Source organism: Curtobacterium sp. MCBD17_008 (genome assembly GCF_003234475.1).
Lineage (GTDB): Bacteria > Actinomycetota > Actinomycetes > Actinomycetales > Microbacteriaceae > Curtobacterium.
Window position 1 is genome coordinate 38027 of record NZ_QKTK01000007.1, and the last position, 21630, is coordinate 59656.

The following is a 21630-nucleotide window of genomic DNA, read 5'->3' on the forward strand; positions in this document are numbered from 1 at the left end:
GGACGAAGACCGTGGAGCCGGATCCCCTACGCCAGTTCCTGACGCGGGTAGATGACCTTCTGCACGATGATGATCACCGACGCTGCTGCCGGCACGGCCACGAGCGCGCCGAGCACCCCGCCCACCGTCGCTCCGGCGACCGCGGCGATGACCACGAGGGCCCCGGGGACCTGCACGGCCCGCGACATGATGCGCGGCGAGATGATGTACGCCTCGACCTGCATGTACACGAGGTAGTAGATCGCCGCAGCCAGTGCCGTCGCCGGCGAGGCGAACAGGCAGAGCAACGAGATGAGCACCGCGGCGCCGATCGTGCCGACGAGCGGGATGAGCGACCCGAGGAACGCGAACGTCGCCAGCAGCACGGGCAGGGGCGCTCCGATGATGAGCAACCAGATGATGCTCAGCACACCGTTGATGCCGGCCTGGGTGATCTGGCCGACGACGTAGCGGCCCACCGACGACGTGACCTCCTCGCTCACCGCGACGAAGTTCTCCCGACGGGACGCCGGCACGAACCGGTACGCCATCGTCTTCAGGCCGCGCATCGACGCCAGGAAGTACAGCATCAGGATGATGACGATGAGGGCACCGGTCAGGCCGGAGAGGATGCCACTGCCGACGGCGAGGATCCCGCCGCCGAGGGAGAGCAGGTTGCCCGGGTTCTCGACGAACTTCTGCGCGGACTCCAGTGCGTGGTCGACGTCGAACGACCCCTCGAACTGTCGCGAGAGGTCCTGCACCCAGCCCTGTCGCGAGATGTCGTCCACGATCTCGGGGAAGTTCTGGACGAGGTTCGTGGCCTGTTCAACCAGCAGCGGCACGATCGCGAAGACGACCCCGACGAACGTGCCGAGCACCGCGACGACGACGACGAGGATCGCCGACCACCGCGGGATGTACCGCTCGAGCAGGGTCACGAGCGGGTCGAGGCCGAGGGCGATGAACAGCGCGACGCCGATGTAGACGAGGACGGTGCTCAGCTCGTGGATGAGCGTGCCGGCCAACAGTGCGACGAGCACCCCGATCGCACCCATGAACCCGATGCGGAAGGCGTTGACGCGCACACCGGTGCCGGCCCGGCTCACCTCGAACATCACGTTCGGGGTGGGCGCGTGACTCGTGTCTTCGGGAGGGCGCTTCTTGGACGGCAGGTGCACGTAGGGCGGGCGGGACTTGAACCCGCGAATCGTTCGGTTATGAGCCGACTGCCTTGACCAGCTTGGCTACCGCCCCTCGGGGCCAGCGGCCACCGGCTCCCCACGATACAGCGCCTCGAACGTGGAGAGGGTGCGGTTGATGTCGTGTGCCTCGATCATCGTCAGGCTGCGCGCGCGCATGCGGGCGTACTCGTCGTCGGGCGCGGTGAGCACCGCGGCGAGCTTCGCGGCGAGGTCGTGCTCGTCGCCCGGCGCGAACAGGGCGCCGTTGCCGTCGACGAGGTGCGGGAGCGCCATCGCGTCCGCCGCGACGACGGGCAGCCCGGAGGCCATCGCCTCGAGCGAGGAGATGCTCTGCAGCTCGGCCGTCGACGGCATCACGAACACGGTGCCCTCGGTCAGGGTGCGGAGCTTGACCTCGTCGGGGACGAACCCGAGGAAGCGCACCCGGTCCTCGACACCGAGCTCCTGCGCGAGCGCGGTGAGCTTCGGGATCATGTCGCCGTCACCGACGATCGTGAAGTGGGCGTCGAGCGCGGCGGGCAGGAGCGGCAGCGCCCGGATGACGACGTCGAGGTTCTTCTCGGGCGCGACCCGGCCGACGAACACGATGTCGTTGCCCGCGGGCCGTCCGGTCGCCGGCGTGTACCGCGTGGCGTCGATCCCGCACGAGATGGCGAGCACCGGCTGCCCGGCGATCGCGTCGCGCAGGTAGTCGGCGGCGAGCTCGGTGGGCGTCGTGATCGCCTCGGCGAGCCGGTAGGTCTTCGCCGCGTCCCGCCAGGCGATCTTGAGCGCGATGGGCGTCGTCCGCTTGCCGAAGGGCGTGTACTCGAGCAGGTTCTCGGGCATGAAGTGGTTCGTGCCGATGATCCGGATGCCCCGGTCGTGTGCCTCGCGGGCGACGCCGCGGCCGACCACGATGTGGGACTGGATGTGCACGACGTCCGGCTGCAGTGCGTCGATGACCGGGGCCGTGTGCTTGCGGACCGTCCACGGCCACGCGAACCGGTACCAGGCGTGTGCCGGCCAGCGGTACGAAGCCAGCCGGTGGACGGTCAGCGTGACGCCGCGGTACTCCTCGTCGAAGGAGCCGTGGTGCGTCCGGTTCCAGGACGGGGCGATGACGTGCACCTCGTGCCCGCGCTGCGCGAGCCCGACCGCGAGTTCCTCGGTGAAGGTCGCCGCACCGTTCACGTCGGGCGCGAAGGTGTCGGCGGCGATGAGCACCCGCAGCGGCCGTCGCCCCCCGGTGGCGGCCGTGGTGTCGGTCGTCTCGGTCCTGGCGTCTGCTGACACGGCGGGGGTCGTCCTCTCGTCGCGGTCACCGGCGCGCGTCCTGGCGGACGGCCGGTCTGGTCGGTTCGGAACGCTACCGCACCCCTCTGGCCGCCCGCCTCCGCCGCGCGGCTGACCCGGGTCATCCCCGGGGTCGTGCCGGACGGGAGGCACGCCTCCCGTCCGCCCGCTAGCGGCGGGTGTCGGGGTGGTGCTTCGCGAGCAGGAACACGCCCGTGATCGCGATCGCCCCGGCGACGAGGAAGCCGATGCCGGCGCCGACCGGCGCCCCGGCGGCCTCGTCGAGGACGATCACGCCGATGCCGACGGCGACGATCGGGTCGACGACCGTGAGGCCGGCGATGACCAGGTCGGCCGACCCGCTGGAGTACGCGTTCTGCACGAAGTACGCCCCGACAGCCGAGGCGACGACGACCCCCACGATCGCGAACACCGTCACCCAGTCGAACGTGCTGTTCACGATGCGGTTCAGCGTGACCTTGGCGAGCGTCGCGACGAAGCCGTACAGGACCCCGGCGCCGATGATGTAGTACAGCGCGTTCCGCCGCTTGGCCACGAGCCGGAACGACACCACGACGAGCCCCAGCACGACCGCCAGGACCACGAGGACGGTGATGAGCTGCCCGCGCCCGATCGGGCTCTCCCGGCCGTACAGCGCGGCGATGAGCACGAACAGGCCGACGCCGCCGATGCACGTCCACACCGCCCGACGTGCCCGGGTGCCGAGCGGGACGCCGCTGCTGCGGGACGAGAACCACGTCGTCACCACCAGGGCGACCGCACCGAGGGGCTGGACGACGATGAGCGGCGCGTAGGTGATGCTGACGAGCTGCAGCACGATGGCGGCACCGAGCATGAGCGTGCCGAGCACCCAGTTGCCGCTGCCGAGCAGGGCCAGGACGTGTCGGACGGACAGGCCCTTCGACTGCTGCCCCAGCCGGGCCTCGACGCGCTGGACGCCGCGGCTCTGGAACTGCGCACCGAGCGACAGGAACACCGCGCCGACCAGTGCCACGGGGATCATCAGGGCCTGGAACGGGGTCAGGTTCTGCACCACGTCGGGGATCGGCAGGTCCGGTGTCACGGGTCGAGGCTATCCGACCCGCGCGGATACCCTGGGAGCATGCCCGTCCTGCCGATCCGGATCACCGGTGACCCCGTCCTGCACACCCCCGCGACCGAGGTGACCGTCTTCGACGACGCCCTCCGCGCACTCGTGGCCGACATGGTCGAGACGATGGACCTCGCTCCCGGTGTCGGCCTCGCCGGTCCTCAGGTCGGTGTCGGCAAGCGGCTGTTCGTCTACTCGTGGACGGACGACGACGGCGTGCTGTGGCGGGGTGTCGCGGTCAACCCGGTGCTGTGGACGACTCCCCCGCTGCCGGAGTCGGTGGAGGAGCTCGACGAGGACGAGGAGTCCGAGGGGTGCCTGTCGATCCCCGGGGAGCGCTTCCCGCTGCGCCGGTCGGAGGGCGCCCTCCTCCGCGCGGTCGACGAGTACGGCGAACCCTTCGAGATCGAGGCGCACGGGTGGCTCGCTCGGGTGTTCCAACACGAGTACGACCACCTGGACGGCCTGCTGTACGCGGACCGGCTGGTGCACCCGTACGCGAAGCAGGCGCAGAAGGCCGTGCGGAAGAACAGCTGGGGCGGTCCGGGGAAGTCGTGGCTGCCGGGTCGGGACCACCCCGAGGGCTGAACGCTCCACCGGCACACCGCGTCCGGCAGCCGGGCGTCAGCCCCGGTACGTGTCCAGGGCGTCCCGGAGCCGGCCGATCTCGGGGTGCCCCGGGCAGTAGCGCTCGAGCCCGGCCGCCAGGTGCGCCTGCGACCGGCTCGTCACGGCACCCGTCCACGGCGCCGTCCCGCTGACGGCGCACGCTGCCGCGAGCTGTTCGAGCGTCGCGTCGCCCTCCGTGGCGGCCAGGGCGGACCGCTGCTGCTCCGACGGCTCGGTGCCCGTGATCGGTGCCGCCGTGCACGAGGTCCTGCCGTCCTCCCAGACGGCCGCGGCGGTCGTGTAGGTCTCGGTCTCCGGTCCGTCGCCGACGGCGCAGGTGAAGGCGAACACGATCGGTGCCGACCCGCTCGGGCCGGACGTCGCGGAACTCGCGGACGACGTCGGTTCCTCCGCGACCGCGCGGTCTGTCAGGTCGTCGGCCGAGGAGCAACCGGTGAGCGCCGTCACGGCGAGCCCGAGCGCCAGCACGGCGACGGTGGTCGCGGAGCGGCGGGGACGACGGGGCACCTGTGGACGTTAACAGCATCGGGCGGACGATCGGCTGAGGATGCGCACCACGGCGCCCGGGAACCGCAGGCCCGCGCCGTGCGGCACACGAGTCGGGCCAGGACGGGCGAGCCGGGCCGGAACGCAAGAGGCCCCCACCCCGGAGGGTGAGGGCCTGTCGCTCCCCGAGTTGGACTCGAACCAACAACCTGCCGGTTAACAGCCGGCTGCTCTGCCAATTGAGCTATCGAGGATCACTGTGTCCTCCGCTGGAGAGCGGTTGAACAGCGGGTAACAGCATAGCAGCAAACGTCCAGCGTCCCGCGCATCGGTCGCGCATCCCGGGCGTGCCGCACGGGAAGCCCTGGTCTGGGGCGGATCGTCAGTACCCCGCGGCCGGGTCGACCACGCCGATGAAGCCGGTGCCGTCGGCGCGGAGGAACGCCGCCACGTTGGTGCCGACCCGCTCCGCCAGCAGCGGCGCGACCATGTCCGGGGTGTCCGCCTGGTGCGGCGTGACGAGGGCGCCCGGCTCGCTCCACAGCGGGTGCCCGTCGGGCAGCGGCTCCGGGTCGGTGACGTCGAGTCCGGCGGCGGCGATGCTCCCGGACCGCAGGGCGTCCACGAGTGCGTCGGTGTCGACCAGCCCGCCACGGGCGATGTTCACCAGTCGGGCGTGGTCGGGCATGAGCGCGAACTGGTGCGCGCCGAGCAGGCCGGACGTCCCCGCCGTCATCGCGGCGGCGACCACGACGACGTCGGCGTCCGGCAGCACGTCGTCGAGCTGGTCGGTCGTGACGGTGCGGTCGGCGCCGGGGACGTCGTCGGCGGAACGGCGGACGACGGTGACCCGGACGTCGAAGGGCGCGACGAGGCGCAGGTACTCGAGCGCGATCCCGCCGGCGCCGATGAGGACGACGTGCCGGCCGTAGAGCGACAGGCCCTCCGGTTCGCGGCCCCAGGTCGTCGTGCGGGCGCGCTTCTGCAGCACCCGCAGGGTCGCGAGCGTCAACGCGAGGGCGTGCTCGGCGACCGGCTCGGCGTAGGCGCCCTTGGCCGAGGTGAAGAGCACGCGGTCGCCGTGCTCCGCGATGAGGTGGGCGAACGCGTCCACGCCGGCGAACGGCAGCTGCACCCACGTCACCCCCGGGGCGGTCGTCAGCGCCTGCTGCAGGCCGTCGGGGTCACTCGCGTCGAGCCAGACGATGCCCCGCGTGTCACCGCCGAGGTCGGCGAGCGTCCCGCCCGCCTGCCGCACGGCGTCCTCGTGCAGATCGGTGGGCGTCGGCAGGATCGTCACGGCACCCGGGGTGGGCGGCCCGACCGGCAGGGGACGCCCGCCGTCGGTGACGACCGCCCGGTGTCCGCGGTGCTGGTGCTGTTCGCTCATGCTTGTCGTACCCCTCCTCGGCCGGCCGCGACCGGCTTGCGCTTCACCGGGCGCGACGCCGTCGCGGCGAGCGTCCGGACGTACGGGTCGAGCGGGTTGTCGAGCACCTCGTCGAAGGTCCCGAGCCCGACGAGCCGGCCCTCGTTCATGACGGCCACCCGGTCCGCGAGTGCCCGGGCCTCGCGCAGGTCGCTCGACACCACGATCGCCGAGAACGCGCGCTTCCGCTGCAGGCCGACCAGGGCCTCGAGCACGGACTGGCGGACGAGGACGTCGACACCGCGCGCGGGTTCGTCGGCGACGAGCAGCTGCGGTTCGAGCACGAGCGCACGGGCCAGCGCCACGCGCTGCCGCTGGCCGCTGGAGAGCTCCCACGTGTTCAACCGCAGGACCCCGAGCGGCAGGTGCACGGCGTCGACGAGCCGCGCCACGATGAGCCCGGCCTCCTTCCGGTCGAACCGGCGGTCGCGCGCGTAGATCGGTTCGGCGATGGCCTCGCCGACGAGCAGGTCGGGGCGGAGGCGGTCCGCGCCGTCCTGCGGCAGGTAGCCGATCTGTCCGGTCAGCCGTGCGTGGCGTCGCGAGGACGGCCGGATCCGGCGCATCCGCTCGCCGAGGACGGTGAGCTCCCCGCCGATGACCCGACGCCGGTGCGCACCCTCGCCCTCGCCGTTCGTGCCGAGCTGACCCGCGACCGCCGCCGCGAAGGTCGACTTGCCGGAACCGGACGCACCGAGGACCGCGAGCACCTCACCCCAGCCGAGTGACAGGCTCACGCCGTCGACGGCGCGGATCGGGCTGGTGACCGCACCGCCCCGGTACTCGATGCTGACGTCGTCCGCGACGACGGCCGGCCCGTTCTCCCCGGTCATGCAACCCCTTCTCGTGCCGCGCGCACCCTGCTGCGGCACCGTGTCGGGAGGCCCGGCCGCCCCGCCGACGCGACGTGCGTCGCGGACGGGGGCCGGGCCTCCAGGCTGGTCGTGCTGCCGTCGGTCCTGACCGAGCGGTCAGGCTCCGGCCTGCTCCAGTCGCTCCAGCGTACGCCGTCGCTCGGCCTGCTCCTCCGGGTCCGGCACCGGCAGCGAGGCCAGCAGCCGCTGCGTGTAGGGGTGCTGCGGCGCGCCGAGGACCTGCGCGGTGGTGCCCGTCTCGACCAGGTCGCCGCGGTACAGCACCGCGATCCGGTCGGACAGCGCGCCGACGACGGCGAGGTCGTGGCTGATGAACAGCGACGCGAAGCCGAAGTCCTGCTGCAACTCGAGGAACAGTTCCAGCACGCGGGCCTGCACCGACACGTCGAGCGCACTGGTGGGCTCGTCGGCGATGAGCAGCTTCGGCCGGAGCGCGAGCGACCGGGCGAGCGACGCACGCTGCCGCTGTCCGCCGGAGAGCTCGTGCGGGTACCGGTCGCCGTACGCCGCGGGCAGCTGCACGGCCTCCATGAGCTCGTCGACCTGCTTGCGGGCCGCGCGCGGCGACGAGGCCACTCCGTGCACGACGAGCGGCTCGGCGACGGCCTCGGCGATCGTCAGCAGCGGGTTGAAGGACGTCGCCGGGTCCTGGAAGACGAACCCGATGTCCTTCCGCAGCCGCTTGAAGTCGCGCTCCTTGTACCCGAGCATCTCGGTCCCGAGCACCTCGAGCGAGCCGCCGGTGATCTTCGTCAGACCGGCGATCGCGCGGCCGATGGTGGTCTTGCCCGATCCGGACTCCCCCACCAGACCGAGCACCTCGCCGGGACGGATCGACAGGTCGACGCCCTTGACGGCACGGAACGGCGCGGCGCCGAGCCGGCCCGGGTAGACGATCTCCAGGCCCTTCGCGGACACGACGGGCTCCACGTCCTCGGTGATCGCCGCACGCCGGGCGACGCCGGTCGACGCCTCGAGCCGGGGCACCGCGGCGAGCAGGCGCTTCGTGTAGTCGGCCTGGGGCGCCGCGAAGAGCTGGTGCACCGGCGCCTCCTCGACGATCTCGCCCTGGTACATGACGGTGACCCGGTCGGCCAGGTCGGCCACGACGCCCATGTTGTGCGTGATGACGACGATCGCCGCACCGAACTCGTCACGGCAACGGCGGAGCAGGTCGAGGATCTCGGCCTGCACGGTGACGTCGAGCGCGGTGGTCGGCTCGTCGGCGATGATGACGCTCGGCTCGAGGGCCAGCGCGCTCGCGATGACGACGCGCTGCTTCTGTCCGCCGGAGAACTGGTGCGGGTAGTGGTCGACGCGGGTCTCCGGGTCGGGGATGCCGACGCGGCCGAGGTAGTCGATCGCCTTGGCGCGTGCCTCCTTCTTCGACATCCCGCCGTGCGCCCGGAGGCCCTCGGCGATCTGCCAGCCGACCGTGAACACCGGGTTGAGGGCCGTGGAGGGCTCCTGGAACACCATCGCGCCGGCCGTGCCCCGCAGGTCGCGGAGCTTCTGCGCGCCCACCGACACAACGTCGGTGCCGTCGAGCAGCACCGCGCCGCCGAGCGTCGCGGTCTCCGGCATGAGCCGGAGCATGCTCCGCGCCGTCACGGACTTGCCGGAGCCCGACTCGCCGACCAGGGCGAGCACCTCACCCGGGCGGACGTCGAGGCTGACGCCCTTCACCGCGTCGACGGCGCCGCCGTCGGTCGCGAAGGTGACGGTCAGGTCGTCGACGACGACCACCGGGTCGGCTGCCGTCCGGCCGGTGTCGGACCGGAGGCCCGAGGGGACGTCGCTCACGAGCCCGCTCCTTCCGTCATGGCCGCCGCGCGACGCGTGGAGACCAGCTGCTTCAGCCGACGACGCGCACGGAGACGCGGGTCGGAGATGTCGTTGAGGCTCTCACCGATGAACGTGACACCGAGGACGAGCAGCACGATGGCGACACCCGGGAAGACGCCCGTCCACCAGACGCCGCTGGCGACGTCGGACAGTGCACGGCTGAGGTCGTAGCCCCACTCCGCACCCTGCGTCGGTCCGATGCCGAACCCGAGGAAGCCGAGGCCGGCCAGGGTCAGCACGGCGTCGCTCGCGTTCAGGGTGAGGATGAGCGGCAGCGACCGGGTGGAGTTCCGGAGCACGTGCCGGGTCATGATGCGCCACGGGTTCGTGCCGATCACGCGCGCCGACTCGACGAACGCGTCGTTCTTCAGACGGACGGCCTCGGCACGCACCACGCGGAAGTACTGCGGGATGTAGACGACCGTGATCGAGATCGCCGCGGCGATGATGCCGCCCCAGTAGGTCGACCGGCCGCCGGAGACGACGATCGAGACGACGATCGCGAGCAGCAGCGACGGGAACGCGTAGATCGCGTCCGCGACGACCACGAGGATCCGGTCGAGCCAGCCACCGATGTAACCGGAGACCATGCCGAGCAGGACGCCGATGGTGATCGAGACGATCACGGCGACGATGACGACGAGCACCGCGGTGCGCGTGCCGAAGAGGACGCGGCTGAAGACGTCGAGCCCGCCGACGGTCGTGCCCCAGATGTGCTCGGCACTCGGCGCCGCCGTGCGCGGGAAGTTCACGCCGTCCGCGCCCTGCTGCTGGCCGAAGCCGTACGGGGCGATGAGCGGGGCGAAGAGCGCGACGAGCAGGAACAGCGCGCAGATGACGACGCCGACGATGAGCATGGCGCGCTGCCATCCGGTGCTCCGACGGAGTTGGACGACGACGGGGAGTCGCTTCCACAGCGGCTCGTGGCGGTCGACGAGGGTGATGTCGGACATCGTCAGAACCTCACTCTCGGGTCGATGAGCGCCGCGATGACGTCGACGACGAAGTTCGTGACGGCGACGATCACCGCCAGCATCGCGACGATGCCCTGCACGGCGACGAAGTCACGGGCGGACAGGTACTGGTTGAGCTCGAAGCCCAGGCCACGCCAGCCGAAGGTCGTCTCGGTGAGCACCGAGCCGCCGAGCAGCATGGCGATCTGCAGGCCCATCACGGTGATGATCGGCACGAGTGCCGGTCGGAACGCGTGCGTCCGGACCAGGCGGGACTCCCGGACACCGCGCGACCGGGCCGCGTCGACGTACTCGGACCCGAGCGACCCGATCATGTTCGCGCGTACCAGGCGCAGGAAGATGCCCGCGGTGAGCAGGCCGAGGGTCAGCGCCGGCAGGACGGCGTGCTGCAGCACGTCGCTGATGATCTGACCGTTGCCCGTCCGCAGGGCGTCGATGATGTAGATGCCGGTCGGGTTCTCGATCCGGTCGAGGATGAGCTGCGCGCGGGTCGACGCGCGGTCGCCGAGGGGCAGCCAGCCGAGCCACACGGAGAACACGAGCTTGAGCAGCAGGCCGCCGAAGAACACCGGCGTCGCGTAGGTCAGGATCGCGAGCGCGCGGAGGAGCACGTCGGGCCACTTGTCGCGCAGGTAGGCGGCGAGCATGCCGAGCGGGATGCCGAGCACGAGGGCGACGATGAGCGCGTAGAAGACGAGCTCGGCGGTCGCGCCGCCGTACTGCAGGATGATCTCGGTGACCGGCCGGTTGTCGGTCGACGTCGTGCCGAAGTCGCCGCGGACGATCTGGCCGAGGTACTCGAGGTACTGGACGATCACCGGTCGGTCGTAGCCGGCGGCGTGCAGGCGTTCCTGCAGCTGGGTCGGCGTGAGGCGACCACCGACGGAGGCGGTGATCGGGTTCCCGACGACGCGCATCAGGAAGAAGACGAGCGTCACCAGGATGAAGACCGTCGGGAAGATCAGGAGGAAGCGGACGAGGACGTACCGACCGAGTCCGCCGCCGCCACTGGCACGTCGCTGTGCCTGTGGCTTCGTCGGCTCCGTGTCGATCGCCTCGGGGTTCGTGAGGGTCACGGGGTGGGTGCCTTTCGCATGACGCGACCGGGGGTGCCCCTCGTGGGAGCACCCCCGGTCGTCCGTCTGGTTACTTGGTGATGGTCCCGTAGCGGAACTTGAACGACGCGTCGAGCGTGACGCCCTTGACGTCCTTGCCGGCCACGGCGACCGACTTGCCCTGCAGGAGCGGGAGGGTCGAGATCTGCTCGGCCTCACGCTGCTGGGCCTTCTCGATGATCGCGGCGCGCTTGTCCGCGTCCGACTCCTCCTGCTCGTCGGCGATCAGACCCTGGATGGTCGGGTCGTCGTAGTGGTTCTGCACGAAGTTGTCCTTCGTGAAGAACGGCGACAGGTAGTTGTCGGCGTCGGAGAAGTCCGGGAACCAGCCGAGCTGGTACAGCGGGTAGGCGTCCTTCGTGCGCTCGACGGCGTAGGTCGTGTAGACCGTCGACTGGATGTTGACGGTGAACAGACCCGAGTCCTCGAGCTGCGTCTTGAGCGTCGCGTACTCGTCGTCCGAAGCCGAGCCGTAGTGGTCCGGCGAGTACTGGATGTCGAGCTCGACCTTGCCCGTGACGCCCGCGTCGGCGAGGGTCTTCTTCGCCTTGTCGACGTCCGGGGCACCGTTGCCGTCGCCGTAGAGCGACTTGAACGGCGTCGCGGCACCCGTCAGGCCGTCCGGCACCATCGAGTAGACCGGCGTGTAGGTGTCGTTGTAGACCTCCTTGGCGAGCTCGTCACGGTCGACGACGTCCGCCACGGCCTGACGCACGGCGAGGGCCTTCGCCTCGTCGGCGTCGTCCTGGCCGGTCCCGAAGGGCTGGGTCGCGAAGTTGAAGACCACGTAGCGGATCTCGCCGCCGGGGCCGTCGATGACCTGCAGCGCGTCGTCCTTGCGGAGCGACGAGATGTCGGTCGGGGTCAGGGAGCGGTACGCCACGTCGACGTCGCCCTGCTGGACGGCGAGCTTGAGGTCGGTCTCCTTGGTGAAGTACTGGGCGGTGACGTCCTTGGTCTTCGCCTTGTCGAGGACACCGTCGTACTTCGGGTTCGCCTTGTAGGCGATGAGGTCGTTCTCCTTGTAGGAGGTGATCGTGTACTGGCCGGCGAAGGCCTTGCCCTTGACGATGTCCTCGGCGCTGGTGAGCTCGGTCGCCGAGAAGACGTCCTCGTCGACGATCGGACCGGCGGGGCTCGAGAGCACCTGGGGCCAGGTCTGGTCGGCGTGGTCGAGGTGGAACACGACCGTGGTGTCGTCCGGGGTCTCGATGCTCTTGAGGTTCGCGAGCAGCGACCAGGGGCCGTTGTCGTTCTTGATCTTCAGGTCACGCTCGAACGAGAACTTGACGTCGCTCGAGGTGAGGTCGTTGCCGTTCGCGAACTGGAGGCCCTTCTTCAGGGTCACCTCGTACGTCGTCGGGTCGGTGAACTCGGCCTTCGTGGCGATGTCCGGCTCGACGTCCGGGCTGCCCGTCGGGGTGTTCATGAGGAACGGGAAGACCTGGTTCTGCACGGCGAACGAGCCGTTGTCGTACGAGCCGGCCGGGTCGAGCGACGTGATCTTGTCGGTCGTGCCGATGATCAGGCCGTCCAGGTCGCCGGTGCCGCCGCTGGTGCCGCCTGCGCAGCCGGTGAGCACGAGCGCGGTCACTGCCGCGCCGGCGCCCAGCGCGAGGGTGCGCTTGCCCCATGTGGGAACGGATGCCATGTCCGATTGCCTCTCTGGTGTGGTTGCAGGAGTCCTGGGACCGAGGTGGAACGGGCTGTGACCGGTCGCAGGGACGTTCAATGGTCACACCCTGCCAGACAACGGAGCGCTCCGGGAACGGATTGTTTACACCGCTGTAACGCACGATCGCAGCTTCGAGGGCAGCATCGGAGTCGGTGTGCCCGGCGCGGCGCGCATCTTCGTTGCGCTCGGGACGCCTTGTTGCGTCCGGCAATTCCGCAGTACTCCGCGGGAGTCAGGACCTGGCGACGGACCGCGACGACCGGTCGGGAGGGCCCGGCCTCAGGCTCCGGGGGTGTCCGCGCGGAGGCGCATCCGCTGGGCGTCGAGGTCGACGAGTTGCCGCTGCACATCCGCCCGACGCTCCTGGTCGGACGGGTCGGTGCGCTGCAGCTGTCCGAGCAGCGACGCCTTGCGGGCGAGCAGGTCGCGCTCGACCAGGGCCACCACGATGCCGCGGCAGTAGATCGCCAGGTCCTCGTCGGAGCGCGCCGGGATCGGCGCCAGGGCGAGTTCCTGCACGAGCGAGCGGAACGGCGCCGGCACGTCCGCGAGCAGCTTGTCGAGCCAGGACCGGTCCCCCACGGCATCGATGTTGGCGACGACAGCGTCGCGGACGACCGAGAGCATCCGTGCCGAGAACGTGGCGGACGCCGCCAGGCCGAGCAGCGGCACACCGACGGACTGCGGCTGCTGCACCATCGCCATCACCGCGTCGCGCTCCATCCGCGCGATCGGGTCGTCCGGCAGGGACCGGAGGCTCGCCTGCGGCTCCTCGGGCACGCTCGGTCCGTCGCCGTGACCGGGGTGGCCGTTCCCCGTGCCGGTGTGACCGGCGCCGGACGGACCTGGCGACCGGGTCTCCGCGCCGCTGTCGGCCGGGCGTCGCCGCGCCGCAGAGACGGCGCGACGGACGTCGTCGATGTCCATGCCGAGCCAGCCGGCGGTGTTCCGGATGTACCCGTCGGCCAGCGCGCGGTCCCGGATCTCGGAGATGACCGGCGCCGATTCACGGAGTCCCGCGACGCGCCCCTCCACCGTGTCGAGGTCGTGGCCGTCCAACCGACGGCGGATCATGAACTCGAACATCGGTCGACGGTTCTCGACGAGCCGGCGGACGGCGTCGTCGCCGCGGGCCAGGCGCAGGTCGCAGGGGTCGAGCCCGCCCGGCGCGACCGCGACGTAGGTCTGCGACGCGAACCGCTGCTCCTCGGTGAAGGCACGGGAGGCGGCGCGCTGCCCGGCCTCGTCGGGGTCGAAGGTGAAGACGATCTGCCCGAGCTGGGAGACGTGCTGTGCGGCGGAGTCGCCGAGCATCGGTCGGAGGACCTTGATGTGGTCGACCCCGAACGACGTCCCGCACGTGGCCACCGCGGTCGTGATCCCGGCGAGGTGGCACGCCATGACGTCCGTGTAGCCCTCGACGATGACGACCTGCTTGCCCTTCGCGATCTCCTTGCGGGCGAGGTCGATCCCGTAGAGCACCTGGCTCTTGTGGTAGATCGGCGTCTCCGGCGTGTTGAGGTACTTCGGCCCCTTGTCGTCCTCGAGCAGCCGTCGTGCGCCGAAGCCGATGGTGGCCCCGGTGACGTCCCGGATCGGCCACATCAGGCGTCCGCGGAACCGGTCGTACGGGGACCGGTCACCCTGGCTGACCAGTCCGGCGGCGACGATCTCGTCGATGCTGAACCGGAGGCCGCGCAGGTGGTCCTTGAGCGCGTCGAACGACTTCGGTGCGAAGCCGACGCCGAAGTGCTGCGCCGCCGCCGGGTCGAAGCCGCGCTCGCCCAGGAACCGGCGGGCCGGCTCGGCCGCGGCCGTCGTGAGCTGCGCGGTGAAGAACGCCTGCGCGGCCTCGTTCGCGGCGATGAGCCGGGCGCGCGCGTTGTAGTCGGTCCGCGGCCCGTCGCCCTCCTCGTAGTGGAGTGTGAAACCGATCTTGGCGGCCATCCGCTCGACGGCTTCCTGGAACGTCGTGTGGTCCTGCGACATCAGGAAGCTGAAGACGTCGCCGTCCTCACCGCACCCGAAGCAGTGGTAGCGACCGACCTGCGGGCGGACGTGGAACGAGGGCGTCCGCTCGTCGTGGAAGGGGCAGAGGCCCTTCAGTGACCCGACGCCCGCCGACTTCAGCGTGACGTAGTCGCCGACCACGTCGGCGATGTTCACGCGCGCGCGGACCTCGTCGATGTCGTTCCGCGCGATCAGGCCTGCCACCCGACGATTCTAGTTCGGCGGGCCGACGCCGGCGGACCGTGTGCACCCGCGTCGGGACACCGGTCCGTGCGGGCAACGGACCCGCTCCGGTCAGACGGCGATGGAGACCGTCTCGCGCTCCCCGACCACCAGCCGCTTGTGCCAGGCGAGCGCCCCCTGGTCGGTGAGGCTCGCCACCTGGTCCACCACGGCCCGGAGCCGTCCGGCGTCGTCCCCGGCGGCCCGCCAGTCGGCGGCGAACCCGGGCTCGAGTGCGGAGTCCTCGCGCGCGGCGATCGCGTCGAGCAGTTCGGTCAACACGCGCCGCTGGTCCTCGTACACGGGCTGCCGGTCGCCGTGCGTCATCACGAAGGCCGCGACGATGCCCTTGAGCACCGCGATCTCGCCGATGATCTCCGGCGGCGTGACGACGCTCGCGGCGAACCGGACGAGCGAGCCGGAGGCGTAGGACTCCCGCGTCGCCGTGGTCGCGGTCCGGGCGAAGCGGCCGATGAGCTGACTCGTCAGGTTCTTCAGGCGTGCCTGGTCCTGCCGCGAGCCGTCGTACGAGGTCATCCACAGCGACATCCCGCGCAGGCGGTCGAACGCCTCGAGCAGTTCGTCGCGGCTCAGGTCGTCGCCGACCCAAGCGTGCATGGCGGTGACGATGTCGTTCTCACCGACGCGGTCGCCGAGCGCAGCGACGTCGATGAAGCCCGCGACGACGGCGTCCTCGAAGTCGTGCACCGAGTACGCGATGTCGTCGGACAGGTCCATCACCTGGGCCTCGATGCACCGCTGTCGTCGCGGTGCGCCGGCGCGGAGCCAGGCGAAGGCCTCGTGGTCGTCGTCGTAGAAGCCGAACTTGGTCCGTCCCGACGACGCCTCGCCGACGCCCTGGGACGCCGGCCAGGGGTACTTGCAGCTGGCGTCGAGGGAGGCCCGGGTCAGGTTGAGCCCGTAGGCCCGGCCGTCGTCGCCGTAGACCTTCGGCTCGAGCCGCGTGAGCAACCGCAGCGTCTGCGCGTTGCCCTCGAACCCGCCGATGCCGGCGGCCCAGGCGTTGACCGCGGTCTCGCCGTTGTGGCCGAACGGCGGGTGCCCGATGTCGTGCGCGAGGCACGCCGTGTCGACGACGTCCGGGTCGAGGCCCAGGCTGTCGGCGAGCTCGCGCCCGACCTGCGCCACCTCGAGCGAGTGCGTCAGGCGGTTCCGGGCGAAGTCGAGCCCGGTGGTCGGGCTGAGGACCTGCGTCTTCGCGGCGAGGCGGCGCAGCGCGCTGGAGTGCAGCAGGCGGGCGCGGTCACGCGCGAAGTCGCTCCGCCGGCTGCTGTGCTGCTCGGGGAACCACCGGTCGGCGTCGGCCGGACCGTACGACGAGGTGGCGCTCATCCGCCGCTGTGGTGCATCTCGGCGGCGGCGAGGACCTTGCGGAACTCCGCGTCCACATCACGGCTCTCGAGCCACCGGTCGGGCAGTGCGGTGCGCTTGGCGTGGCCGGCACGGCCCCGCGGACCCTCGACGTCGGCGCCCGGGTAGGGGGCGCTCCAGTCGAGCTTGCCGAGCAGGTCGTCGATCTCCTGCAGGCTCGACGCCATCGCGAGACCGGAACGGACCTCTCCGCCGATCGGGTACCCCTTGAAGTACCACGCCACGTGCTTCCGGATGTCCCGGCAGCCGTGCTCCTCGGACTCGAAGAACTCGACGAGCAGCTCGGCGTGCCGACGGAAGGCGACCGCGACGTCACCGAGGCTCGGTGCCGCGCGGAGGTCCTCGCCCCGGAACGCCGCGGCGAGGTCGCCGAACAGCCACGGTCGGCCGAGGCAGCCGCGTCCGACGACGACGCCGTCGCAACCGGTCTCGTCGACCATCCGGAGGGCGTCGGCCGCGGACCAGATGTCCCCGTTGCCGAGCACCGGGATGTCGGTGATCGTCTCCTTGAGGGTCGCGATCGCCGACCAGTCGGCCTGGCCCGAGTAGTGCTCGTTGGCGGTGCGGGCGTGCAGGGCGACGCTCGCCACACCGGCATCCCGCGCGATCTTCGCCGCGTCGAGGTAGGTGAGGTGGTCGCCGTCGATGCCCTTGCGCATCTTCACGGTGACCGGCACGTCGCCCGCGGCCGCGACGGTCTTCGTCACGAGGTCCCGGAACAGGTCGAGCTTCCAGGGCAGGGCCGCACCGCCGCCCTTGCGCGTGACCTTCGGCACCGGGCACCCGAAGTTGAGGTCGATGTGGTCCGCGCGGTCCTCGCCGACCAGGATCGTGGCGGCCTCGGCGACGGTGTTCGGTTCGACGCCGTACAGCTGGATCGACCGCGGGGTCTCGGACTCGTGGTGCCGGATCAGCCGCATCGACTCGGGCGTCCGCTCCACCAGGGCACGGGAGGTGATCATCTCACACACGTACAGCCCGGCGCCGTACTCGCGGCAGAGGCGGCGGTACGCCATGTTCGTGATGCCGGCCATCGGGGCGAGCACGACGGGCGCATCGACCTGGATCGGGCCGATGCGCAGGGGTGCTGCTGCTTGTGTGATCGTCATACCTCGCCCATTCTCCCACGTCGGCTGCCGCCGGTAGCGTTCTCCACATGACCGATCCCGATGCCGTCTCCCGCTTCGACGCCGACGCTGCCGCCCGGGGCCTCGACGTCCAGGTCGTCGAGCGTCCCGCGGCCGATTCGCTCGAGGGCGCCGCTGCCCTGCTCGGCATCGACCCCGGCGACATCGTGAAGACCCTCGTCGTGAAGCGGCACGACGGTGGTTTCCTGCTCGCCCTCGTCCCCGGCGGCCGGAGCATCGCCTGGAAGAAGCTCCGCACCGTCGTCGGCGTGAACAAGCTGTCGATGCCCGACGCGGCCACGGCCCTCGAAGCCAGCGGCTACGAGCGCGGCACCATCACCCCGATCGGCGCGACCGGCGACCTGCCGGTGTACGCCGACGAGCGGGTGCTCGGCCGACGGATCGCACTGGGAGCGGGTCGCCAGGGCGCGAGCGCGTTCGTCGACGGCGACGCACTCGTCACCGCCTACGGCGCGACGATCGCGGACATCACCGACGAGGAGCCCGCCCGCCCCTGACGGAGCCCGCGTCAGTCCGGGACCTCGGACCAGTCCCCCTCGGCGCCCGGCACGAAGCACGAGTCGCCCTCGCAGACGGGGGCGCCGCCGGCCGTGACCAACGTCAGGAGGGCGGGTCGTCCCTCTCCCCACGAGCTCGGCCGCCCCGCCGCTTCGCGACGCGTCGGTACCGGCTCGCGTGGGCCCAGGCCGGCCGGGAGGCCCGACCCGGCACCCAGCGGGCCCGTCGCGCCCGTCATCGGGTCACCTCGGCGTCCGCTGCCGCGTCGTCCTCGGCGCGCTGGGCGGCCTCGGCCACCTCGGCGGGGGTCGACTCCCGGAGGGCGACCACCTGGCGGAGGACCTGCTCGAACGCCGCCGGGTCCTGGGCACCCGAAACGCCGTACTTGCCGTCGATGACGAAGAACGGGACGCCGTTGATGCCGTACGCCTGGGCCTGCGCCTGGTCGGCACGGACCGCGGCGAGCTGGGCGTCGTCGCGGAGGGTGGCGAGCACCTCGTCACGGTCGAGTCCGACCTCGGCGGCCAGGTCGGCGAGCGATTCGTCCTGCCCGACGTGTTCGCCGCGCTCGAAGTAGGCGGTGAAGAGCCGCTCGACCATCTCGAGCTGCTTGCCGTGCTGCTTGGCCACGTGGATGACCTGGTGCGCCTTGACGGTGTTCGTGTGCCGTAGGGCGTCGTAGTCGTAGTGCAGGTCGACCTGGGCGGCGATGCCGGCGACCTGGTCGATCATCTGCTGGGCCTGCTGCACCGGCAGGCCCTTGTGCTGCGAGAGGAACTCGGCCTCGGTGCCCTCGAAGTCGACGGGGGTGTCCGGGCTCAGTTCGAACGAGTGGTACTCGACCTCGACCGGGCCGCCGAACGCGGAGACGCCCGCCTCGAACTTGCGCTTGCCGATGTAGCACCAGGGGCAGGCGATGTCCGACCAGACATCGACCTTGACAGTGTCGCTCATGCTCACCCCAACGCGCGCCGGCGTTCCCCATTCCCGCCCCGCCGGCGTCGTTCGGCACCGCACAACCAGGACCGCCCCGAACCGACGGATCCCGTGGTTCGAGGCGGTCTTGGTCGTGCGAGTCCGATCGGCGCCGGCCGACGGCACGGCCGACCGCCGGCGGCGCTACGCGCCGAGCAGCCGCTCCGCCAGGTACCCCTGCAGGCGGTCGAGGCCGACGCGCTCCTGGCCCATCGTGTCGCGCTCGCGCACCGTCACGGCCTTGTCCTCGAGCGTGTCGAAGTCGACCGTGATGCAGAACGGCGTGCCGATCTCGTCGTGGCGGCGGTAGCGGCGGCCGATCGCACCGGCGTCGTCGAAGTCGACGTTCCAGTTCTTGCGGAGGTCGTCCGCCAGGCCGCGGGCGACCGGCGAGAGCTGCTCGTTGCGGGACAGCGGGAGCACCGCGGCCTTGACGGGTGCCAGGCGCGGGTCGAGGCGCAGGACCGTGCGCTTGTCGACGCCGCCCTTCGCGTTCGGGGCCTCGTCCTCGGAGTACGAGTCGAGCAGGAACGCCATGAGGGCACGGGTCAAGCCGAAGGACGGCTCGATGACGTACGGGACGTACTTCTCGTTCGCGGCCTGGTCGAAGTAGCGGAGGTCCTGGCCCGACGCCTCGATGTGGTTCTTCAGGTCGAAGTCGGTGCGGTTCGCGACGCCCATGAGCTCGCCCCACTCGGTGCCGGCGAACCCGAAGCGGTACTCGATGTCGGCGGTGGCGTCGGAGTAGTGCGCCCGCTCACCGTCCGGCACGTCGAAGCGGCGGAGGTTCTCCGGGTCGATGCCGAGGTCGGTGTAGAACGCGACGGCGTCCGCGATCCACTGCTCGTAGTGCTCCTCGGCCGAGGCCGGCGGCACGAAGTACTCGATCTCCATCTGCTCGAACTCGCGGGTGCGGAAGATGAAGTTGCCCGGCGTGATCTCGTTGCGGAACGCCTTGCCGACCTGGCCGATACCGAACGGGGGCTTCATGCGGCTGGTCGTGACGACCTGCGCGAAGTCGACGAAGATGCCCTGCGCGGTCTCCGGACGGAGGAAGTTCAGGCCCTCCTCGGACTCGACCGGGCCGAGGTACGTCTTGAGCATGCCGGAGAACTCGCGGGGCTCGGTCCACTCGCCGCGGGTGCCGCAGTTCGGGCACGCGACTTCGGCCATGCCGCCCTCGGGGGCGCGGCCCTTCTTCGCCTCGAACGCCTCGAGCAGGTGGTCCTCGCGGAAGCGGTGGTGGCAGTGGAGGCACTCGACGAGCGGGTCGGTGAACGTCGCGACGTGCCCGGAGGCCTCCCACACCTTGCGGGGCAGGATGACGGCGGAGTCGAGGCCGACCATGTCGCCGCGGCCGCGGACGAACCGCTGCCACCACTGGCGCTTGATGTTCTCCTTGAGCTCCACGCCGAGGGGCCCGTAGTCCCACGCGGAGCGGGATCCGCCGTAGATCTCCCCCGACTGGAAGACGAAGCCACGGCGCTTGGCCAGGGCGATGACGCTGTCGAGACGGGAGGGCTGTGCCACGGAGAGCTCCTGTGTTCGCCGAGCTGGGTGCTCGGTGTGCGGGCGGACCCGGCAATGCTAGCGGCCCGGGAGGCCCGCCCAGGCTCCTCCTCGGCTCGTCACGGTTCCGACGTGGCCGGCTCCACCCCCGCCAGCGCCGCGACCACGGCGGACACGTCCTCCTCGTCGTTCCAGTGGTGGAACGCGATGCGGAGGCGGCCGGCCCGACCCGAGGCGGTGAGCCCCGCAGCGGTCACCGCCCGGAGTGCCGTCCCGTCGGCGTCCGGGAACGTGACGATCGCCTGCCCCTCGACACCGCCGCCGGCCGCAGCACCGACACCGCGCCCCTGCCGTGGCGACCCGAGCGCATCGCAGAGCCGGTCCGCCAGAGCGGTGGCGTGCCTCCAGGTCGAGCGCTGGTCGAGGGCCACGGCGTGCCGGAGCGCCGCCACCGCGCCGGGCCACGCCGGCCAGGCCGGGGAGACGTCGAACCGGCGTGCGTCGTCGGCCAGACGCATGGCGGGGCCGTAGCAGGACGACCACACGTCCTCGCCCGCGTACCACCCGGCCTGTACGGGGCGCAGCCGACCGAGTGCCTCGTCCGAGAGCGTCATGAACGCGACGCCGCGCGGGGCGCACAACCACTTGTAGGCGTGCGTGAGCGTCACGTCGAAGGGCGCGGCGGAGACCGGCAGCACCCCGGCCGCCTGCGTCAGGTCGCAGAGCGTGAGCGCACCCACCCGGCGGGCCGCGGCGACGACCGGGTCCGGGTCGGTGACGACGCCGCTCGCCGACTGCACGGCGGACCAGACGACGAGCGCGGTGTCCGGTCCGACGGACGCCGCGAGTCGGTCGAGCGGGACGCTGCGCACGCGGACGCCGCGGTGGGCCTGCGCCAGGAAGGGGAACACGACCGAGCTGAAGTCCCCGTCGGGGACGACGACCTCGGCGCCGTCGGGCAGGGCGTCGGCGACGACGGCAGCCATCACGGACGTCTGGGAGCCGGTCGCGACCTGCGCCGCCGGGACGCCGACGAGGGACGCGAACAGGGCGCGCCCCTCCTCCACGAGGGCGCCGTAGCGGGCCGGGGAGGTCTCGGCGCGCGACCACGCGTCGAGGTCGGCGCGCTGGGCGGCGAGGGTGCCGAGCGTCGGGAGGCCTGCGGTGCACGCCGCGAGGTAGCCGCGGCCGTCGGGGAACGAGTCCATGTCCGACAGGGTCCTCCCGACCGACCCATCACGCCAGAGCATCCTGCTTGTGCCACCGGTAACATGACG

At 71.3% G+C, this 21630-nt stretch carries 18 protein-coding genes and 2 tRNA genes; 2 read left to right on the top strand and 18 right to left on the bottom strand.

Annotated features, from left to right (window positions below; genetic code table 11):
* Positions 1-26: 26 nt before the first annotated feature.
* The 4 genes from DEI95_RS08340 to DEI95_RS08355 form a co-directional block, all read right to left on the bottom strand.
* Positions 27-1097, bottom strand: a complete 1071-nt coding sequence (locus DEI95_RS08340) for an AI-2E family transporter (protein ID WP_258367527.1) — start codon at positions 1095-1097, stop codon at positions 27-29.
* Positions 1098-1161: 64 nt separating this feature from the next.
* A tRNA-Ile gene (locus DEI95_RS08345) sits at positions 1162-1236 on the bottom strand.
* Entirely contained in the window at positions 1227-2459 is a 1233-nt protein-coding gene (locus DEI95_RS08350) for a glycosyltransferase (RefSeq protein WP_258367528.1), read from the bottom strand. The genes DEI95_RS08345 and DEI95_RS08350 overlap by 10 nt, the downstream gene beginning before the upstream one ends.
* A 169-nt stretch (positions 2460-2628) precedes the next feature.
* Positions 2629-3543 carry a multidrug DMT transporter permease gene (locus DEI95_RS08355; protein ID WP_181436249.1) on the bottom strand — a complete coding sequence of 305 codons (915 nt, stop codon included), beginning with the start codon at positions 3541-3543 and terminating at the stop codon, positions 2629-2631.
* A 39-nt stretch (positions 3544-3582) separates the two neighbouring features.
* On the opposite strand from DEI95_RS08355, the gene def reads away from it, so the two are divergent.
* Positions 3583-4158: a peptide deformylase gene (def, locus tag DEI95_RS08360; RefSeq protein ID WP_110825337.1), complete on the top strand. Its 576-nt coding sequence runs from the start codon at positions 3583-3585 to the stop codon at positions 4156-4158.
* Between the two features lie 36 nt (positions 4159-4194).
* Here the strand turns inward: def and DEI95_RS08365 are convergent, their stop codons facing one another.
* The 11 genes from DEI95_RS08365 to dusB form a co-directional block, all read right to left on the bottom strand.
* Positions 4195-4707: a hypothetical protein gene (locus tag DEI95_RS08365; RefSeq protein WP_110825336.1), complete on the bottom strand. Its 513-nt coding sequence runs from the start codon at positions 4705-4707 to the stop codon at positions 4195-4197.
* A 160-nt stretch (positions 4708-4867) separates the two neighbouring features.
* Positions 4868-4940, bottom strand: a tRNA-Asn gene (locus DEI95_RS08370).
* Positions 4941-5068: 128 nt separating this feature from the next.
* Positions 5069-6076 carry a D-isomer specific 2-hydroxyacid dehydrogenase family protein gene (locus DEI95_RS08375; RefSeq protein ID WP_111059969.1) on the bottom strand — a complete coding sequence of 336 codons (1008 nt, stop codon included), beginning with the start codon at positions 6074-6076 and terminating at the stop codon, positions 5069-5071.
* On the bottom strand, positions 6073-6948 hold the full coding sequence (locus DEI95_RS08380) for an ATP-binding cassette domain-containing protein (protein WP_110825334.1): 876 nt from the start codon (positions 6946-6948) through the stop codon (positions 6073-6075). Before DEI95_RS08380 ends, DEI95_RS08375 begins: the two co-directional genes overlap by 4 nt.
* Positions 6949-7086: 138 nt before the next feature.
* On the bottom strand, positions 7087-8793 hold the full coding sequence (locus DEI95_RS17050; protein ID WP_375342347.1) for an ABC transporter ATP-binding protein: 1707 nt from the start codon (positions 8791-8793) through the stop codon (positions 7087-7089).
* Positions 8790-9788 carry an ABC transporter permease gene (locus DEI95_RS08390; RefSeq protein WP_111059970.1) on the bottom strand — a complete coding sequence of 333 codons (999 nt, stop codon included), beginning with the start codon at positions 9786-9788 and terminating at the stop codon, positions 8790-8792. The genes DEI95_RS17050 and DEI95_RS08390 overlap by 4 nt, the downstream gene beginning before the upstream one ends.
* Positions 9789-9790: 2 nt before the next feature.
* The gene (locus DEI95_RS08395; protein ID WP_110825332.1) at positions 9791-10885 is read right to left on the bottom strand and encodes an ABC transporter permease; all 1095 of its coding nucleotides are present in this window, start codon (positions 10883-10885) and stop codon (positions 9791-9793) included.
* A gap of 70 nt (positions 10886-10955) precedes the next feature.
* The gene (locus DEI95_RS08400) at positions 10956-12575 is read right to left on the bottom strand and encodes an ABC transporter substrate-binding protein (protein WP_111059971.1); all 1620 of its coding nucleotides are present in this window, start codon (positions 12573-12575) and stop codon (positions 10956-10958) included.
* A 303-nt stretch (positions 12576-12878) separates the two neighbouring features.
* Positions 12879-14813 carry a DNA primase gene (gene dnaG, locus DEI95_RS08405; RefSeq protein WP_111059972.1) on the bottom strand — a complete coding sequence of 645 codons (1935 nt, stop codon included), beginning with the start codon at positions 14811-14813 and terminating at the stop codon, positions 12879-12881.
* A 90-nt stretch (positions 14814-14903) separates the two neighbouring features.
* The gene (locus DEI95_RS08415) at positions 14904-16184 is read right to left on the bottom strand and encodes a deoxyguanosinetriphosphate triphosphohydrolase (protein ID WP_110899977.1); all 1281 of its coding nucleotides are present in this window, start codon (positions 16182-16184) and stop codon (positions 14904-14906) included.
* Positions 16181-17332, bottom strand: a complete 1152-nt coding sequence (dusB, locus tag DEI95_RS08420) for a tRNA dihydrouridine synthase DusB (protein ID WP_110899976.1) — start codon at positions 17330-17332, stop codon at positions 16181-16183. The genes DEI95_RS08415 and dusB overlap by 4 nt, the downstream gene beginning before the upstream one ends.
* Before the next feature lie 47 nt (positions 17333-17379).
* Here dusB and DEI95_RS08425 point away from each other — a divergent pair, with 47 nt between their 5' ends.
* The gene (locus tag DEI95_RS08425; protein WP_111059973.1) at positions 17380-17868 is read left to right on the top strand and encodes an aminoacyl-tRNA deacylase; all 489 of its coding nucleotides are present in this window, start codon (positions 17380-17382) and stop codon (positions 17866-17868) included.
* Between the two features lie 235 nt (positions 17869-18103).
* Here DEI95_RS08425 and DEI95_RS08430 read toward each other — a convergent pair whose 3' ends face one another.
* The 3 genes from DEI95_RS08430 to DEI95_RS08440 all read right to left on the bottom strand — a co-directional run bounded on the left by DEI95_RS08430 (position 18104) and on the right by DEI95_RS08440 (position 21561).
* Positions 18104-18823, bottom strand: coding sequence for a DsbA family protein (locus DEI95_RS08430; RefSeq protein ID WP_111059974.1), 720 nt, complete (start codon positions 18821-18823; stop codon positions 18104-18106).
* Positions 18824-18988: 165 nt separating this feature from the next.
* Entirely contained in the window at positions 18989-20374 is a 1386-nt protein-coding gene (locus DEI95_RS08435; protein WP_110899973.1) for a glycine--tRNA ligase, read from the bottom strand.
* Positions 20375-20472: 98 nt separating this feature from the next.
* Positions 20473-21561 carry an aminotransferase class V-fold PLP-dependent enzyme gene (locus DEI95_RS08440; protein ID WP_111059975.1) on the bottom strand — a complete coding sequence of 363 codons (1089 nt, stop codon included), beginning with the start codon at positions 21559-21561 and terminating at the stop codon, positions 20473-20475.
* Between the last annotated feature and the right edge of the window lie 69 nt (positions 21562-21630).

Coding starts and splice junctions, on each gene's coding strand:
- DEI95_RS08430 (WP_111059974.1), bottom strand. CDS start 18,823: ATGAGCGACACTGTCAAGGTCGATGTCTGGTCGGACATCGCCTGCCCC.
- DEI95_RS08415 (WP_110899977.1), bottom strand. CDS start 16,184: ATGAGCGCCACCTCGTCGTACGGTCCGGCCGACGCCGACCGGTGGTTC.
- DEI95_RS08340 (WP_258367527.1), bottom strand. CDS start 1,097: ATGTTCGAGGTGAGCCGGGCCGGCACCGGTGTGCGCGTCAACGCCTTC.
- DEI95_RS08375 (WP_111059969.1), bottom strand. CDS start 6,076: ATGAGCGAACAGCACCAGCACCGCGGACACCGGGCGGTCGTCACCGAC.
- def (WP_110825337.1), top strand. CDS start 3,583: ATGCCCGTCCTGCCGATCCGGATCACCGGTGACCCCGTCCTGCACACC.
- DEI95_RS08425 (WP_111059973.1), top strand. CDS start 17,380: ATGACCGATCCCGATGCCGTCTCCCGCTTCGACGCCGACGCTGCCGCC.
- DEI95_RS08400 (WP_111059971.1), bottom strand. CDS start 12,575: ATGGCATCCGTTCCCACATGGGGCAAGCGCACCCTCGCGCTGGGCGCC.
- DEI95_RS08390 (WP_111059970.1), bottom strand. CDS start 9,788: ATGTCCGACATCACCCTCGTCGACCGCCACGAGCCGCTGTGGAAGCGA.
- DEI95_RS08440 (WP_111059975.1), bottom strand. CDS start 21,561: ATGGACTCGTTCCCCGACGGCCGCGGCTACCTCGCGGCGTGCACCGCA.
- dusB (WP_110899976.1), bottom strand. CDS start 17,332: ATGACGATCACACAAGCAGCAGCACCCCTGCGCATCGGCCCGATCCAG.
- DEI95_RS08380 (WP_110825334.1), bottom strand. CDS start 6,948: ATGACCGGGGAGAACGGGCCGGCCGTCGTCGCGGACGACGTCAGCATC.